The sequence below is a fragment of the Epilithonimonas zeae genome (genome assembly GCF_900141765.1).
GTDB lineage: Bacteria > Bacteroidota > Bacteroidia > Flavobacteriales > Weeksellaceae > Epilithonimonas > Epilithonimonas zeae.
Window position 1 is genome coordinate 1064354 of record NZ_FSRK01000001.1, and the last position, 16340, is coordinate 1080693.

At 35.8% G+C, this 16340-nt stretch carries 12 protein-coding genes and 1 riboswitch; of the genes, 2 read left to right on the forward strand and 10 right to left on the reverse strand.

All coding sequences use genetic code 11. From position 1 onward, the window contains the following. Positions 1–24 precede the first annotated feature (24 nt). Together BUR19_RS04865 and BUR19_RS04870 are read right to left on the reverse strand one after the other, a co-directional pair. Positions 25–456 (reverse strand): hypothetical protein, encoded by a 432-nt coding sequence (locus BUR19_RS04865; RefSeq protein ID WP_074233767.1) that lies wholly within the window; start codon positions 454–456, stop codon positions 25–27. A 49-nt stretch (positions 457–505) separates the two neighbouring features. Continuing rightward, the gene (locus BUR19_RS04870) at positions 506–2293 is read right to left on the reverse strand and encodes an ABC transporter ATP-binding protein (RefSeq protein WP_074233768.1); all 1788 of its coding nucleotides are present in this window, start codon (positions 2291–2293) and stop codon (positions 506–508) included. Between the two features lie 117 nt (positions 2294–2410). On the opposite strand from BUR19_RS04870, the gene BUR19_RS04875 reads away from it, so the two are divergent. Beyond that, complete coding sequence (locus BUR19_RS04875; RefSeq protein WP_074233769.1) at positions 2411–3064, forward strand: CoA transferase subunit B; 654 nt, start codon at positions 2411–2413, stop codon at positions 3062–3064. Positions 3065–3164: 100 nt separating this feature from the next. Here the strand turns inward: BUR19_RS04875 and BUR19_RS04880 are convergent, their stop codons facing one another. The 4 genes from BUR19_RS04880 to BUR19_RS04895 form a co-directional block, all read right to left on the reverse strand. Then, positions 3165–3965, reverse strand: coding sequence for a DUF4197 domain-containing protein (locus BUR19_RS04880; protein ID WP_074233770.1), 801 nt, complete (start codon positions 3963–3965; stop codon positions 3165–3167). Positions 3966–4026: 61 nt separating this feature from the next. Next, positions 4027–5538 carry a carbon-nitrogen hydrolase family protein gene (locus BUR19_RS04885; protein WP_074233771.1) on the reverse strand — a complete coding sequence of 504 codons (1512 nt, stop codon included), beginning with the start codon at positions 5536–5538 and terminating at the stop codon, positions 4027–4029. After that, positions 5538–6230: an SIR2 family NAD-dependent protein deacylase gene (locus BUR19_RS04890; RefSeq protein ID WP_074233772.1), complete on the reverse strand. Its 693-nt coding sequence runs from the start codon at positions 6228–6230 to the stop codon at positions 5538–5540. Before BUR19_RS04890 ends, BUR19_RS04885 begins: the two co-directional genes overlap by 1 nt. A gap of 1 nt (position 6231) precedes the next feature. After that, entirely contained in the window at positions 6232–6966 is a 735-nt protein-coding gene (locus BUR19_RS04895; protein ID WP_074233773.1) for a DUF72 domain-containing protein, read from the reverse strand. Positions 6967–7115: 149 nt separating this feature from the next. After that, positions 7116–7218, forward strand: a riboswitch (SAM riboswitch). A 101-nt stretch (positions 7219–7319) separates the two neighbouring features. Here BUR19_RS04895 and BUR19_RS04900 point away from each other — a divergent pair. Continuing rightward, positions 7320–10154 carry a TonB-dependent receptor plug domain-containing protein gene (locus BUR19_RS04900; protein ID WP_139297264.1) on the forward strand — a complete coding sequence of 945 codons (2835 nt, stop codon included), beginning with the start codon at positions 7320–7322 and terminating at the stop codon, positions 10152–10154. 159 nt (positions 10155–10313) lie between these two features. Here BUR19_RS04900 and BUR19_RS04905 read toward each other — a convergent pair whose 3' ends face one another. The 4 genes from BUR19_RS04905 to BUR19_RS04920 form a co-directional block, all read right to left on the reverse strand. After that, positions 10314–12944 carry a copper-transporting P-type ATPase gene (locus BUR19_RS04905; RefSeq protein WP_083600641.1) on the reverse strand — a complete coding sequence of 877 codons (2631 nt, stop codon included), beginning with the start codon at positions 12942–12944 and terminating at the stop codon, positions 10314–10316. 204 nt (positions 12945–13148) lie between these two features. Then, positions 13149–14585 carry a serine hydrolase gene (locus tag BUR19_RS04910; protein ID WP_083600642.1) on the reverse strand — a complete coding sequence of 479 codons (1437 nt, stop codon included), beginning with the start codon at positions 14583–14585 and terminating at the stop codon, positions 13149–13151. A gap of 144 nt (positions 14586–14729) precedes the next feature. Continuing rightward, on the reverse strand, positions 14730–15215 hold the full coding sequence (locus BUR19_RS04915) for a hypothetical protein (protein WP_074233775.1): 486 nt from the start codon (positions 15213–15215) through the stop codon (positions 14730–14732). An 85-nt stretch (positions 15216–15300) separates the two neighbouring features. Continuing rightward, on the reverse strand, positions 15301–16338 hold the full coding sequence (locus BUR19_RS04920) for a S41 family peptidase (RefSeq protein WP_074233776.1): 1038 nt from the start codon (positions 16336–16338) through the stop codon (positions 15301–15303). Positions 16339–16340: the final 2 nt, after the last annotated feature.

The window sequence follows — 16340 nt, forward strand, 5'->3', positions numbered from 1 at the left end:
ATGAAATTTTTTTTTGGAAAATATTTAATTATCTCTTCCATACAAGATTGCAGTGCCTTCATTCTTCTGAGTTATACTATATATTGATTTTCTGAATTCATCAATAGCATTTGGCTCCACAATTATCTCAAATTGAACTTTATATTTTTCTTGTTCCCTTAAATGCATTTCAGTTTCCATTGTTATTTGCACTCCAATATGCGAAATTGAATCTGCTGAATAAAAATTTATTGAAAAATAGGAATCATTTAACTCCTTTCTACCTAATTCAAAAAAAACATTATCATTATGATTTTTAGGAAATTCTAAGAGCTTATTAGAAAAATCTATTAATTCCTTATCTTCTGCAAAAACTAAAGTTTCGCCCATAAAATATGTATTTGATGCGCAGATTTCAAGAAATATTGATCCATCCCAATATTTAATTTCAATTTTTAAAAATGACTTTAAATTCATTTTCTTTACTTTTTTTGCGTGGGGTTAAAATCAAATATACGTAATTAAATTACATCTTCCTTTCCCCAATCTGCTGTCTCCACATCGCATAATACAAACCTTTTTCAGCAATCAGATTTTCATGGGATCCAGTTTCTATAACTTGTCCACGCTCCAAAACATAGATTCTGTCCGCGTGCATAATAGTGCTTAATCTGTGGGCGATGAGAACGGTAATTTGTTCTTTTTGTTGTGAAATATCTTTGATGGTGGATGTGATTTCTTCTTCCGTGATACTGTCCAAAGCAGAAGTTGCTTCATCAAAAATTAACAAGTTTGGTTTTCTGAGTAGAGCCCTTGCAATGGCAATTCTTTGCTTCTCGCCACCGCTTAACTTCAATCCACCTTCACCGATTACGGTTTCAATTCCTTTTTCTGCGCGTTCAAGTAAAGTTTTAGTGCTGGATTTTTTCAAAGCGAGTTCGATGTCTTCTTCACTGGCGTTTGGATTCACGAAAAGAAGGTTTTCTCTGATAGTTCCTGCAAAAAGCTGTGTATCCTGAGTCACAAAGCCAATTTGATTTCGTAATTCATCAAAGTCAAATTCTTTTCCATTGATTTGATTATAGAAAATATTCCCTTCTTGTGGTCGATACAATCCAACAAGTAACTTAACCAATGTACTTTTCCCCGAACCACTCGGACCAACAAACGCAATCGTTTCTCCATTTTTGACATCGAAGGAAATATTATTCAAAGCTTTGTATTGAGCTGATTGATGCTTGAAAGAAACGTGTTTGAATTCCAATTCTTCGATTGAACCAATTTGTTTTGGTGTGTGTGGTTTTTCTTCCACAGGTTTTTTCATCAGATTATCGAAGTTTCTTAATGAGGCTTCTGCTTCACGGTAAGAAATAATGATATTCCCGATTTCCTGCATTGGACCAAAAATGAAGAATCCGTAAAACATCAATGACAGATATTGTCCAGGCGTTACAACATCTCTGAAAATCAAATATAAAAGCGTTAAAGTAATCAACTGTTGAAGAAAATTGACCATCGTTCCCTGAATGAAACTTAATGAACGGATACTTTTTACCTTCTTCAGTTCCAGTCCGAGAATTTTGTAAGTGTTGTTGTTCAGTCGTTTGATTTCCTGTTTGGTCAAACCTAGACTTTTTACAATTTCGATATTTCTTAAACTTTCGGTTGTACTTCCGGCTAAACTTGTAGTTTCTACAACAATTGTTTTCTGAATATTTTTAATTCTTTTGCTCAACAGATTCGTCACAAATGCAATCAGAAAAATCCCTACAATATAAACCGGCATTATCGACCAATGCAATCGAATCGCATAAACCGAAACAAATATTATACTTACCAAAATTCCAAAAAAGACATTAATGAAATTCGTAATAAACTTCACCGAATCTTCTCTTACTTTGGTCAAAATCGATAAAGTTTCGCCACTTCTCTGGTCTTCGAATTCTTGATAAGGCAACGCCATAGAATGCTGTAAACCATCCGTAAAAATATTAGCTCCGAATTTCTGAGTAATGATATTCACAGCGTAATCTTGGAACGCTTTTGCAATTCTGCTGACCATTGCAGTTCCAATCAGCAAACCTAAAAAGTAAAAAACACCGTGATAAATATCGGTTCCATACAAGAATTGATTAAGATTTCTTGGAATCAGTTTTTCTTTGTCAAAAAAGTGCGGATGTGTTACCAATTGGTCTAGAATATTTCCTGTAATTGCTGGTGCAAATAATGAAAATACCTGATTTATAGCGGCTAAAACCAACGAGGCAATCAATAGCCATTTGTGTGGTTTGAGGTAGTGTAATAATGTCTTCATAATTAGAATTGCAAATTTACTGATATAAATCTGATTGTTTTATTAATATTTACTGTAACGAAAAAAGCATTTTTCTATAACGTGAAATATTGATATATTGCGGTATAAGATTTTACTATGCTGACAAAAGAACAAATCGCACAACGCATATCAAAAGAAGTGAAAGACGGGATGTATGTCAACCTTGGAATCGGGATTCCGACTTTGGTTGCCAACTATGTTCCAGAGGATATTTCGGTAGAATTCCAGAGTGAAAATGGTGTTTTGGGAATGGGACCTTTTCCTTTCGAAGGCGAAGAAGATGCAGACCTTATCAACGCAGGAAAGCAAACCATAACGATTCTTCCCGGCGGTTCTTTTTTTGACTCGGCTTTCAGTTTTGGGATGATCAGAAGCCAGAAAGTGGATTTGACAATTTTAGGAGCAATGGAAGTTTCTGAAAATGGTGATATTTCCAACTGGAAAATCCCAGGGAAAATGGTAAAAGGAATGGGCGGCGCAATGGATTTGGTAGCGTCTGCAGAAAATATCATTGTGGCGATGATGCACGTGAACAAAGCCGGTGAATCCAAAATTCTGAAACAATGTACACTTCCTTTAACCGGTGTAAATTGCGTCAAAAAAGTTGTGACAGAATTAGCCGTTATGGAAATTACAGATAAAGGTTTCAAGCTTCTGGAAAGAGCACCTGGAATCTCTGTAGAAGATATTATAAAGGCAACTGAAGCAGAACTGATTATTGAAGGCGAGATTCCGGAGATGAAATTGTAATTAAGAATTAACAATTAATAATTAAAAAAATCGCAAAGTAAAAACTATGCGACTTTTATTTTCATTGATGATATAATATCTGATTTCTAACCTCTAACTTCTATTTTTTAACAGCTCCAAAAACTTTTTCCAAAAGTGAAGTCGTTCTAAGCGCTGCATTGTTTCTGATTCCGGTTTCTTTTTCTGCAACCATTTTGAAAACACCGTTGATGGTTTCTGTGGTCACATATTCATTTAAATCGGTGGTTACTGCTTGTCCTGTCAACGTATTATATTTTGAAATAATATTTTTCCAAACCGTATCTGCTCCAACTTTTCCTAACGAAGCCTGAACTTTTGGCTGGAAGGCTGTGAAAAGCTGACTCTGAGTTTTAGTCTGTAAATAATTGGTCGCAGCATTGTTACTTCCTAAAAGAATATTTTTTGCATCCGTAATTGTCATTGATGTAATCGCTTTGGTGAAAATTGGCGTTGCTTCTGTCACGGCATCTTCCGCAGCTCTGTTCAATAGCTTCACACCTTGGTCCGCCAAACTTCCCAATCCTAAACTTCTAAGTGTTGTGTCAATTTTTCTTAGTTTTTCAGGCATCAGGATTTTTACTGCTTCATTTTTCAGAAAACCATCAGTCACTCCCAATTTTTGTACACCTTCTTTTACTCCGATATTTAAAGCTTCCTTCAAACCAGATGAGATTTGAGATGAGGTTAAACTTCCAAGGTTGACATTGGAATTGGTTGTAGAAGTTGTAGTTGTATTGGTAGAAGTAGTTGGAGCCTGAGCTTTCGGTTGAGAAAGATCAACACCTGTTTTGTCTTTAACTACTTTTAAAAGGTCACCGAACTGTGCTTGTGTAGATATTGAAAATAGTAATCCTGCAGCAATTAAATAGTTCTTTTTCATTAAATATATTTTTTACAAAATTAGATGATTAAATCTGATTGAAGTTAAATACCTCAAAAAATTAAATCTGATTTCTCAAAATCACATCATACAAATCTTGCCTTCTGTCGGTCATTGTTTTCACCGCACCATTGTAGTGTAGTTCTTTTAAAAGGTTTAGATCTACATCCACAATAATCGTCATTTCCGTATTCGGCGTAGCTTCTCCTTTTATAGCATTGGAAGGAAAGGCAAAATCTGAAGGTGTAAAAACCGTTGCCTGACCATATTGGATATCCATATTATTGACACCCGGAAGATTTCCAACACAACCTGCGATGGCAACATAACATTCGTTTTCAATCGCTCTCGCAGCAGCGCAATGTCTAACACGAGTGTAGGCGTTTTGGGTATCTGTAAGGTAAGGGACAAATAATATTTTCATTCCCTGGTCAGCAAGCAATCTTGGTAATTCTGGAAACTCAACATCATAACAGATAATGACCCCTATTTTTCCGCAATCGGTATCGAAGACTTTGATTTCGTTTCCGCCAGTCATTCCGTAGTATTTCTTTTCGTTTGGCGTGATGTGAACTTTTCTGTATTCATCAATTTTACCGTCTCTGTGGAGTAAATAACTGACATTATAAAGTTTTCCTTCTTCCAAGATCGGCATACTTCCGGAGATGATATTCACATTATAACTCACTGCGAATTCTGAGATTTTATGCTTGATTTCTTCCGTTAATTCAGACAGTTTCTCCATAGATTCCCGCTCATTCATATGATTAAAAGGGGCGAGAAGAGGTGTATTGAACAACTCCGGGAACAAACAAAAATCTGATTGATAACCTGCAACTGCATCTATAAAAAACTCGACTTGTTTGTAAAAATCCTCTAAATCCTTTAACGGTCTCATCTGCCATTGGACCAAACCAAGCCGAATCACGCTGTCCTGCATCGTGTTTTTCTTCGCTGTGTAATAGATATTGTTCCATTGCAACAGAACTGCGTATTCTTTGGATTCTGAATCGCCTTTTAGATAACCTTTTAGGATTTTGACGGGCGAGAAATTATTTCCAATCTGAAAACTGAGAACCGGATCATAGATTTCTTTATTTCTAACTTTTGTAATGTATTCTCTAGGTGATAATTCTTTGCTATAAAGATGATAATTCGGAATTCTTCCACCGATGATGATGGATTTTAAATTCAATATTTCACAGAGTTCTTTTCTGGCGTCGTACAATCTTCGGCCTAACCTCAAAGCTCTAAATTCTGGGTCGACGAAAACCTCGATGCCATAAAGAACATTTCCGACATTAGTATGTGTATTGAATGATTCGTTTCCTGTAATTTCCTGGTAAGTATGCTGGTCGCCGTAAAGTTCGTACTGTACAATAATGGATAGTGCCGCAGCAGCTAATTTCCCGTCAACCGTAATACAGATTTGACCTTCTGAAAAGATGGAAGTCAGCTTCTGGATATTCCTTTTGCTCCAGACATTATCATCGATATCCGGATAAGCTTTCTGCATTGCTTCTGCCAATTCATCATAATCATCGATGTTGAGTTTTCTGATTTCTACCTGCATTATTTATATTTTTTGATTAAAATTTCCTTCAACTGTTTCATTCCTTCCGTTGCAGAAGTTTTGAAATGGTTGTCATTTTTTGTGAAAGCATTCGGATTCTCCAAATTCGGGTCGATGACGAAAATTTCACAATGTTCAGGAACATATCTGATGACCGAAGCCGCCGGATAAACCTGCATACTTGTTCCGATGACCAAAAATAAATCTGCCTGAGAAGCGATCTCAATCGCATTATCCATCTCTGGAACCATTTCTCCAAACCAAACAATATGTGGACGAAGCTGTGAGCCGTCAGAATGAAAGTCACCAATTTTGATATCTTCTTCCCAATCCAGGATTTCGTTTTCATTATCAACAGGCCTTGCCTTTTTAAGTTCACCGTGAAGATGAATGATCTTTGAAGAGCCACCGCGCTCGTGCAAATCATCCACGTTTTGTGTAATGATATGAACATCGAAAAAATCCTCCAATTCTGCAAGCAACTTGTGCGCCGTATTAGGTTCAACTTCTTTCAGCTGTTTTCTTCTGGCGTTGTAAAAGTCTAAAACCAATTGTGGATTTCTTGCAAAACCTTCTGGCGAAGCAACATCTTCAATGCGATGATTTTCCCAAAGCCCGTTAGAATCACGGAATGTTTTAATTCCACTTTCTGCAGAAATTCCTGCACCTGATAGCACCACTAATTTTTTCAATTTATTCCATAATTTTCTTTAAATATAATGAATTTTCGATTGCAGAAGTTCCCCAGGTATTATTGAAGTAGATATAGAATTCATGATTTGTAGCTTTTAATTCTTTTGTGAGATTATCCAAAAATTCTTCTGAATAAAGTGATTTATAAAGAATCGGTTTCCCGTGCAGACGATAATATCCGATTTTGGAATTGGAAAGAATTACATCCTCCGGAATTTTTCCAGGAAAACTGACGCCACAAAAAATCCATTGATGTTTTTTGAATAAGTGGAAAACTTCCTCACTCCACCAGGAAACGTGCCGAAACTCAACCGCAATTAGAAACTTATCAGACAATGTTTCGATCAGCCATTTGATATTATCTTCCGTACAACGAAATGAAGCAGGAAACTGAATCAGAAATCCGGCCAATTTGTTCCCAATATTTTCATTGATATAATCACAGAAATCAGATAGTTCTTCATTTTTATTTTCAGAATAACCGGAATGGGAAACCGTTTTTGGAATTTTGATAAAGACTCTGAAGTTATCTGGAGTTTCATCTTTCCATCTCTGAAGTGTTTTTGCTGTTGGCTTTCTGTAAAATGTACTGTTGATTTCAACTGTGTCGAAAGTTTGAGAATATAGTTTCAGGAAATCCTTGTTCTGAGAATTTTCCGGATAGAGTGAACCTTTCCAGTCTGTATTATAGAATCCGGAACAGCCGATATGATATTTTGTTTTTGAGTTTTTCATTTTATTTGATAATTAAATCTTGTGCCAATAAGCATTAAATCAATAAATTAAAACTAATATGATATTTATCATATCAAATTAGTATGAATTAAATTTGCAGAGAAAAAATTCTTGTCATAGTTTTGCACTGTGATAATGAATTGCTGTCATACTTATTAAGAAAGACCGAGGGAACTGACCTGTTGAAGTCTTAACAACCTGCCGATTTGGTAAGGTGTTACATTCAGCCTTTGAGAAAAGGAAAGATAAGTTGAAAATGTTTAATTGCGGTTGTGATGCCGTCTCAATATAACTTCTTTCAGACTTGTCTGGGAGAAGTTTTCTTTTTTGTATAAAACGTAAAATTTAAAAATATGATTCAAAAAACTATGTTTAATTCTAGCAAAAGAGCTGTTTTATCGACAGCTGTGATCTTCTTTTCGGGAATTTATTTAACTCAGGCTCAGGAAACAAAACCTGTTAAAGACACAACTTCCGACAAACAGATTGAAGAAGTTGTTTTGGTAGGTTCCAGAAGTGGCGGACGTTCAAAAGCGGATAGTCCGGTTCCTGTGGATGTTTTTAATTTGAAAGATATCCAACAAAGTTTGCCGCAAACCAATATCAATCAGATTCTTAATACGATTGCACCATCTTTTACATCAACCATTCAGACTAATGCGGATGGATCGGATCACTCGGATCCTGCGCAGTTGAGAGGATTAGGACCAGACCAGACTTTGGTTTTGGTTAATGGAAAAAGACGTCATAATTCTGCTTTGGTTAATGTTAACGGTGCACCGGGAAGAGGGACCGTTGGAACAGATTTGAACGCCATTCCAGCTTTTGCACTTTCAAGAATCGAGGTTCTAAGAGATGGTGCTTCTGCACAATATGGTTCTGATGCGATTGCCGGAGTAATGAACTTACAATTAAAAAGAGATACCGGAAGATTGACAGGACAATTGAATTATGGTGGATATCTAACCAATGCGGCCAAGGACCATACAGGTAACTATGATGGACAACAATTTCAATTGGATTTGAACTACGGAAACAAAATTGGAAAAAGAGGCGGTTTCTATAATCTGACTTGGTCTTCCCAGTTCCGTGATCCAACAAGAAGAGCAGGAACTGAAAGTGCACCAATATATAATGCATATAATGCAATCGAGAAAAGAGCGGCAGAAAATGGTGTGAATCTTTCTTCTTATTTCAGTAATATTAATAATTTGAAAGGCTCAGCAGGTGAACAAGATTTTGTGAATCTTATTCATCAATATGCACAAGGAATTAGTTATTTCAATTCAGTTTCCCCTACGCTTCAATCAGATATTCAGTCTGCAAATAGTATAACAGCGCTTCAAAATGTTCTTAAAACATCGGCATTTACAACAGATCAGTTAAACTATTTGACAGATCAGGAACTGGCTTACAGAGGACAAACCAGAAACGATTTCAATCAACAGGTTGGTCAATCAAAACTAAACAATCATCAATTATTTGCAAATGTTGAAGTTCCTTTGAATGACGATTGGAAAGTTTATACATTCGGAGGTTATTCAATCCGTGATGGTGCTTCTGGTGGTTTCTACAGAAGACCAAACCAGGCCAGAACATTTACCGGTTTATACATTGACGGTTATTTGCCAGAGATTCATACCAAGATTCAGGATGTGTCATTGTCTGCAGGAATCAAAGGAAAATGGGATGGATGGAATGTAGACTTCAGTAACACATTTGGTCAAAACAGTTTTGATTATACCATTGAAAATACTGGGAATACAAGTTTGAGATTCAATTCTCCAAATTCTTTCAAAGCTGGTGGATTACAGTTTTTGCAGAATACAATTAATTTAGATTTCAGCAAATCATTTAATTGGTTGGAAGGTGTGAATGTTGCTTTCGGTGCAGAACAACGTCACGAAAACTTCAAAGAGAATCCGGGTGAAGAAGCTTCTTATACAGCCTATGATGTGAATGGAAATCCACAAACTCCAACATCTGTTAATCCAACTGATTTCTTCGGAGCAGCATTGGCGGGAAGTTCCCAGGTTTTTGCAGGTTTCAGACCAGAAAATAAGACCAATAAGAATAGAAATGCTTATGCGGCTTATGCAGATGTCGAATTCAATTTTACGAATTGGTGGCTTGTAGATGCTGCAATTAGATATGAAGATTATTCTGATTTTGGCTCTACTTTCAATTATAAATTAGCATCAAGAATCAAATTGTCAAACGATCTTAATTTCCGTTTTGCAGGTTCAACGGGTTTTAGAGCACCATCGATTCACCAAATTTATTATAATACAACCTCTACATTGTTTACAACACTGCCAGGTGCTTCGGGACCAAGTTTAGTAGAAGTTGGAACATTTAGTAATGATTCTCAATTGGCGCAAGCTTTCGGAATTCCGAAATTGAAACAAGAAACTTCAAAATCTGTAAGTACAGGATTTACGTATAAGATTCCAGCAATTAATTTGAATATTACAGCAGATGCTTATTTTATCAGAATTGATGACAGAATTGTTTTAACGGATCAATTCTCAAGACCTACCAATCCAACAACAGAGGCACAAATAGCATTAGCAAATGAATTTGTAAAAGCTAATGTAAATGCGGCTCAGTTTTTCTCTAATGCTATTGATACGGAGACCAAAGGTTTGGATGTTGTAATTAGCCATACTTTGACAAAAGAAAGCTTCAAATTCACAAATGATTTTGCAATCAATTTCAACAGAACAATAAAAGTGGGCGATATCCACGCATCCGATTTGTTGAAAAATGCAGGTTTGGAAAATACTTATTTTGGCGAAAAATCCAGAATTTATCTAGAAGATTCAGTTCCAAAAGTGAAAGCAAGTTTGTCAAATAATTTTAAATGGAATGATTTCAATTTCTATTTGAGAAATACCTATTACGGAAAAGTTTATGGTGCTGACAGTGTAGATTTGAACGGTGATGGCGTAGCTCTGTTAAACGAACATCAATTGATTTCGGATAAAATAATCACAGATTTGTCCATCGGTTATGATATCAACAAAAATTTTAATTTAACTATTGGAACAAACAATTTGTTCGATATTTATCCAACTAAAAACGTGACAGCTTCTACAAATAACGACCAGTTCATCTATTCCAGATCCACATCTCAGTTTGGACAGAACGGAAGGTATGTGTTTAGTAAGCTGACGGTTTCTTTCTAATTAAAAAATTTCTTAAGGTTTTTATTTTGTTTCGAAATGGCATCGGGATTTTTCCTGATGCCATTTTTGTTTAACACAAAGGCACAAAGGATAATTTGTGCCTTGAAACACTCTCTAAAACAAATATATCCTCGTGTCTTTGTGTTTAACTTTACATTGTTAAATATCTAATTTAACATTATTCAATCTCAAAGAATTTAGAATTACAGAAACCGAACTAAAGCTCATTGCTGCTGCCGCAATCATCGGACTTAACAAAATTCCGAAGAAAGGGTAGAGCAAACCTGCAGCTAACGGAATTCCCAAAACATTATAAATAAAAGCAAAGAATAAGTTTTCCTTGATGTTTTTCAAAAGTTTTTCACTCAATATTTTTGATTTGGCAACACCTAAGATATCGCCTTTTAACAAAGTTATTTCAGCACTTTCTATCGCAGCATCTGTTCCAGTTCCCATTGCAATTCCGATATTGGATTGAGCCAGAGCTGGCGCATCATTTATTCCGTCGCCGGTCATCGCTACAATTTTTCCTTCGCTTTGAAGTTTTTTAATTTCATTCATTTTATCTTCAGGAAGACAATTGGCTTTGAAATTTTTGATTCCGAGTTCTGCTGCAACTGCTTTTGCTGTATGTTCGTTATCGCCAGTCATCATTATCACTTCGATGTTTTGAGAATGAAGATATTCGATGGCTTGTTTTGAGGTTGATTTTATTTTGTCCGAGAAGCTCAGGAATCCAAGAACTTTCCCAGATTTTGCGAGATAAGAAATCGTCTTAGCTTCATCCTGTTTCTGAATCACTTTTTGTTTTAATGACTCAGGAATTTCGATGTTGAAATGTTTCAATAAAGCTTCATTTCCAAGTAAAACTTCTTCATTAAGAACAGTTCCTTTTACGCCTTTTCCGGAAATATTTTCGAAATCCTGAACTTTTTCAAATTGTAAATTTTCGGTTTTAAATTTGTCTAAAACAGCATTCGATAAAGGATGTTCTGAATTCTGATTTAATGAGCCGGCTAATTTTAAAATTTCATTTTTATCAGCATTTTCAAATATTTCGATGTTGTCAAGACTTGGTTTTCCTTCTGTCAAAGTTCCAGTTTTGTCAGTAATCAGAACATTGATTTTGTGCATCTCTTCCAGCGCTTCGGCATTCTTAATCAAAATTCCATTCTGCGCACCTTTTCCAATTCCGACCATCAAACTCATTGGTGTTGCTAAACCAAGCGCACACGGACAAGCGACGATTAGAACTGCGACTGCATTCACAAATGCATGAATCAACTTATTTTCGCCACCGAAAATATACCACAGAACGAACGTCAAAACCGAAATCGCAATCACAGTCGGTACAAATATCTTTGAGATTTTATCCGCCAATTTCTGAATCGGCGCTTTGCTTCGGCTGGCTTCGTTTACCATTTTGATGATTTGAGAAAGTAAAGTTTCATCACCAACTTTTTCAGCTTTCATCAGAAAACTTCCATTTCCGTTGATGGTTCCGGAAGTAACTTTGTCATTGGATTTTTTCTCTACAGGAATCGGTTCTCCTGTAATCATCGATTCATCAACGTTGGAATTTCCTTCAGTAATTTTCCCGTCAACAGGAATTTTTTCGCCTGGTTTTACTCTTAATATATTATTGATTTTAACTTCTGCTAATGATACTTTTTTTTCGTTTCCGTCAATAATCAAATTGGCTGTGTCGGGTGAAAGATTCATCAACGCTTCGATCGCTTTTCCAGTTTTCATATGTGCTCTGGCTTCCATCATCTGTCCCATTATCACCAAAGTCAGAATCACACAAATAGATTCAAAATAGAGTGGGATGCTTCCGCCATGAGATAATTCGTGAGGTAAAATATCGGAAATACATAAAGCGATTAAACTAAAAATCATAGCTGCAGCAACACCCAAAGCAATCAATGAAAACATATTGAGGTTCCAGGTTTTGAAAGAAATCCAACCGCGTTTCATCACAAACCAACCGGCATAAAATAGAACCGGCAATGTCAGAATCAATTCCAAAATTCCTTGAACCTGATGAGAAAATGGCCAATTGATAAACATTCCGCCCATCGATAAGATGAAAACAGGAACAGTGAACCCTAAAGCCGTCCAGAATTTTGTTTTTAATAATTTGTAATTTTCATCTTCGTGATCGTTATCTTTTGACGGTTTTGGAACGAGATCCATTCCGCAGATTGGGCAATTTCCGGGTTCGTTTTGTACAATCTCGGGATGCATTGGGCAAGTATATTCAACAGTTTTCTTTTCCGGAATTTTGACCAAATCCATTCCGCAAACCGGACAGCCGACGTTGGAATCATAAACTTTATCGCCTTCGCAGAACATTGGACAATAGTATTTGCCTGAGTTCTTATCGGTTTCTAGTTTAAAGTTTTGAGTTTCGGGTTTTGAATGTTGAACATTAAACTCAGAATTTTGAACTAATTCCTGCGTAATTTCTTCCAAATGCATATGACAAACCGGACAACCCGAATCCGATTCATAAGTCTTGTCGCCTTCACAGAACATCGGGCAAAAATAATCCCCGATTTTATCTTTGAAACTTTCCGGTAGGTTAGTTTTGGAGTATGTCTGAGGTTTGTTTTTGTGGTCATCACGTTCTTCTATCGGAACCAGAAACATATTACAAACCGGACATCTGCCTTGTTTGAAATAGAGTTTTTCGCCTTCACATTCCATTGGGCAATAGTAAACGGAACTTGGAGAGATTCTTTGATTGGGATGAAGGTGGTCGTGGTTATGGTGATTGTGATTTTCCATTTTTATTGTTTGTTTTTAACACAAAGAGCAGAATTTTTTATTAGCAATTCGATGTTTTTAAGGTGACAAAGATTACTTAGCTTCGCTCAGTTTGTAATGATGAATACAAATTTCTGAAAAATAGATGCCAATCAGTTACAAATAAATGGAAAGATGTTATACTTCAGTTTTAGGATTTTTTGCGAAATGATTTTGTTGCAAAGATTAATCTAATTTTAATATTAAGTTTTGGTCAGGAGATTTATCAGCATTCTTAGCATAATTGGGTGCAGATATCCATCTCGTATTGTTGATGACCAGTTTGAACTGATATTCTTTACCTTTTTCAAATTGTGATTTTGGGACGGCTAATTCAAAAGTGTTGGTGTTTTTTTTTGTCATTTGAAATGCTTTGTTTTCCACATTCCAATCATTGAATGTCCCTGCAACTGCAACACTTTTTACCAGACTGTTGTCCAGCTTTTCATCGTGCGTGTAAGTGAAAATAACTTTGTCGCCATCAAGTCGGTAACCATAAATTTCCCTTTGCTTATGAATTAGTAAATCATTAGAAATATCAAATGTAGCGTTGCTGAGAATCTCGCCGGTTTCCGGCCCGCTGATATTGACCATTATAATAATACCCAAATTCTGTTCGGGAAATACAGAAAACATCACCTGATTTCCATAAGCACCGCCGTGCTTGAAAGCATATTTGCCAAATTCTGAGATGTAAATACGATCCCAAAAATAGCCGTACGAATCTTGATTGCTGTCGGTATTCATCCGTTGTGATTCCTGAACCGTATTGTTCTGACTGTCCAATTCGAACTTCAAAAACTTCATCAGATCTTCCAGTGTAGATTTGGTTTGCATACCAGCAGAACCCCATAATTTACTCGCATAATGAGGCATCAAAACGTGATTGGAATTATAACCATTAGCTAAATTTTCTTCTGGTTTCAAAGTGAATTTTGTGTGATTCATTTTCAGTTTTGACCACAGATTTTTCTTTAATAATTGTTCAAACGGTTCCTGATAAATATTCTCAAGCACCAATCCTGCGAGCTCCAGACTTGGATTACTGTAAAGGTATTTTGTTCCGGGAATTGTGTCTGGTTTTACAGCTTTAAGGTCACGCAAAAAATCAGACTTAGAATAATTTTTGTACAGCTCTACCAGTTTGAAAGTTGTATTGTTATCAAATGTTTTCATAATCTCTCTATCATCCGGCAAAACACTTGGTATTGCTGATTTGTAGGAAATTAAATCTTTGATTGTGACTGGTTTTCCATTGTACTGCAGATTGGGATAATCGCCTTTCAGATATTTTCTGATGTCATTATCCAAACTAATTTTTTTATCTAAAACGGCTTGTGCCAGTAAATAACCTGTCATCACTTTCGTCACAGAAGCAATTTCAAAATAGGTATTGTTATCTGCTTTATTGCCTTTTCCTTTATCAATCTCGCCATAATGCTTCGTATAAATTTTTCCATCTTTTATGATACCGATGGACACAGAATAGGCTTTGGATTTTTCAAATAAAGATTTTGAGTTTTTATCCATCGTCGAGTAGAGGGAAGTGTCTTGATTGTTTTTGTTTTGACTGAAAATCGAAGTGCTAATTAGCATTAATAAGAAAAAGATTGCTTTGCCCATAAAATGAGATTAGTTTTTGTTGATTAAGTTTTAATAATCAGACAAGCAACAATGGATTTTTATTACATCGATTATAATAATTAAAAAAACAAAACCTTCAGAAACTTCTGAAGGTTGATATTATAAAGTAAAAACACTGAAAGTTTATTTTCTAGGTTTCAAAGACAAATTATCCACATACACAGCTTGATGCACACCGTTTAATAGAACTTTCAAACCAACGTGACTATCCTTTTTCAGAGTAATGTTGATGATTTTTTTCTCTTTTGTAATTTCTTGAGGTTTAGCAATGGAAACAAAAGATTTCGAATCAGTTGCTTTACCTACTGAGAAAATTTCAAGGGAAGTTTCTCCACCGTTATCTGTAATGTCAAGGCTCAAAGTATAGTTTCCAGCTTTTACTTTTGGCGTGATGAGATACATATTTTCTTTTGGATCTGTCATCGAGTAAAAAATCACTTTCTTCTCACTGGCGTACAGCATTGCTTTTCCTTTTTGAACTGTCCAGCACTTGTCAATATCTTTCCAGTTGTCAAAGTTTTCTGTGATTGTTGTGACTGTTTTGCATTGTGCATTGGCTGTGATTAATCCACCAAAAGCCAAGATTCCTCCGAATATTATTTTTCTCATTTTTATTGAAATATTATGCTGTAAAAATAGCTAAAAAAGAGATTGTTGCAAAGTTTATTTTTAATGAATCTAAATAGCGGTGCATTTAACTACGAGTGTTCTCAAAAAACTTAACCGCTTCCACAACATTCCCATCCAAAAGCAAATTATCGAAATTGTCTTTTTTGGAAACGAAAACATCAGGAATAATTTGTTCATAATAATTGCCATATCTGTCGCTGTCGTAGCCAATCGTAATCGCCATCGTGCTGCCAAAAGGTAAAGTATATTGGGTATTGGCGGTTGTTGCACCGTAGGTTTTTTCGCCGATGAAAATAGTGTTTGGTCTGCCCTTGAAAGCAAGTGCTGCCACTTCTCCAGAACTCCCGGTAAAAGGTCCAATGATTACTGTGACTTTTGCCTTGTCCATCAATTCGCCTTTTGGATTGATGAATGCTGGTTTTTTGGAGCCGTCCAGATATTTTCCTTGGTTCAGTTTTATTTTAGAAATCATCTTTTTATTGCCGTCCAAAGTTCCCCAAACCGCATTGTCGCCTAACAAATCATACAAAGCCAAAAGCATTGGTGTAGAGTTTCCGCCGGTGTTGAATCTCAAATCAAGAATCCAGCCTTCGGGTTTATTGTTGGATTTGATTTCTGCAATCTTGTCATAAAGTGGTTGCGCAATTTTGTTGATGTTCTCCGGACTAAGGTCGAAAAATAACATATTAGGCATCAGAATGTAGCCGTATTTTTCATCAATCATTTTAGCTTCGAAAGCAGGTTTGGTATCAAATTTCTTTTTCCATTGCTCAGAAAAATCATCTTTTGTAATGACTTTTCCCGTTCCCGAATATTTTTTGTTATTGTAGAAAATCAAACAATGATTGGCGTTTACTTTATCGAAGAACGGTTTGATTTCGGTTAAGGATTTTTCGAAATTATCATAACTTTTTAGTCTGTCTTTTGTTTCGGATTCTACAGTTTTCCAATCAACAGATTTTCTGTTGAGGTAACTTTTTTCTAAAACCGAAAACAGCTCATTATAAAAAACGTTGATGCTGTCTTGTGGCGTTTTTTGCTTTTGCGCTTTCAGACCTAAGGACAAACTGAGAATAGAAAATATGGTTATTGTTTTTTTCATAG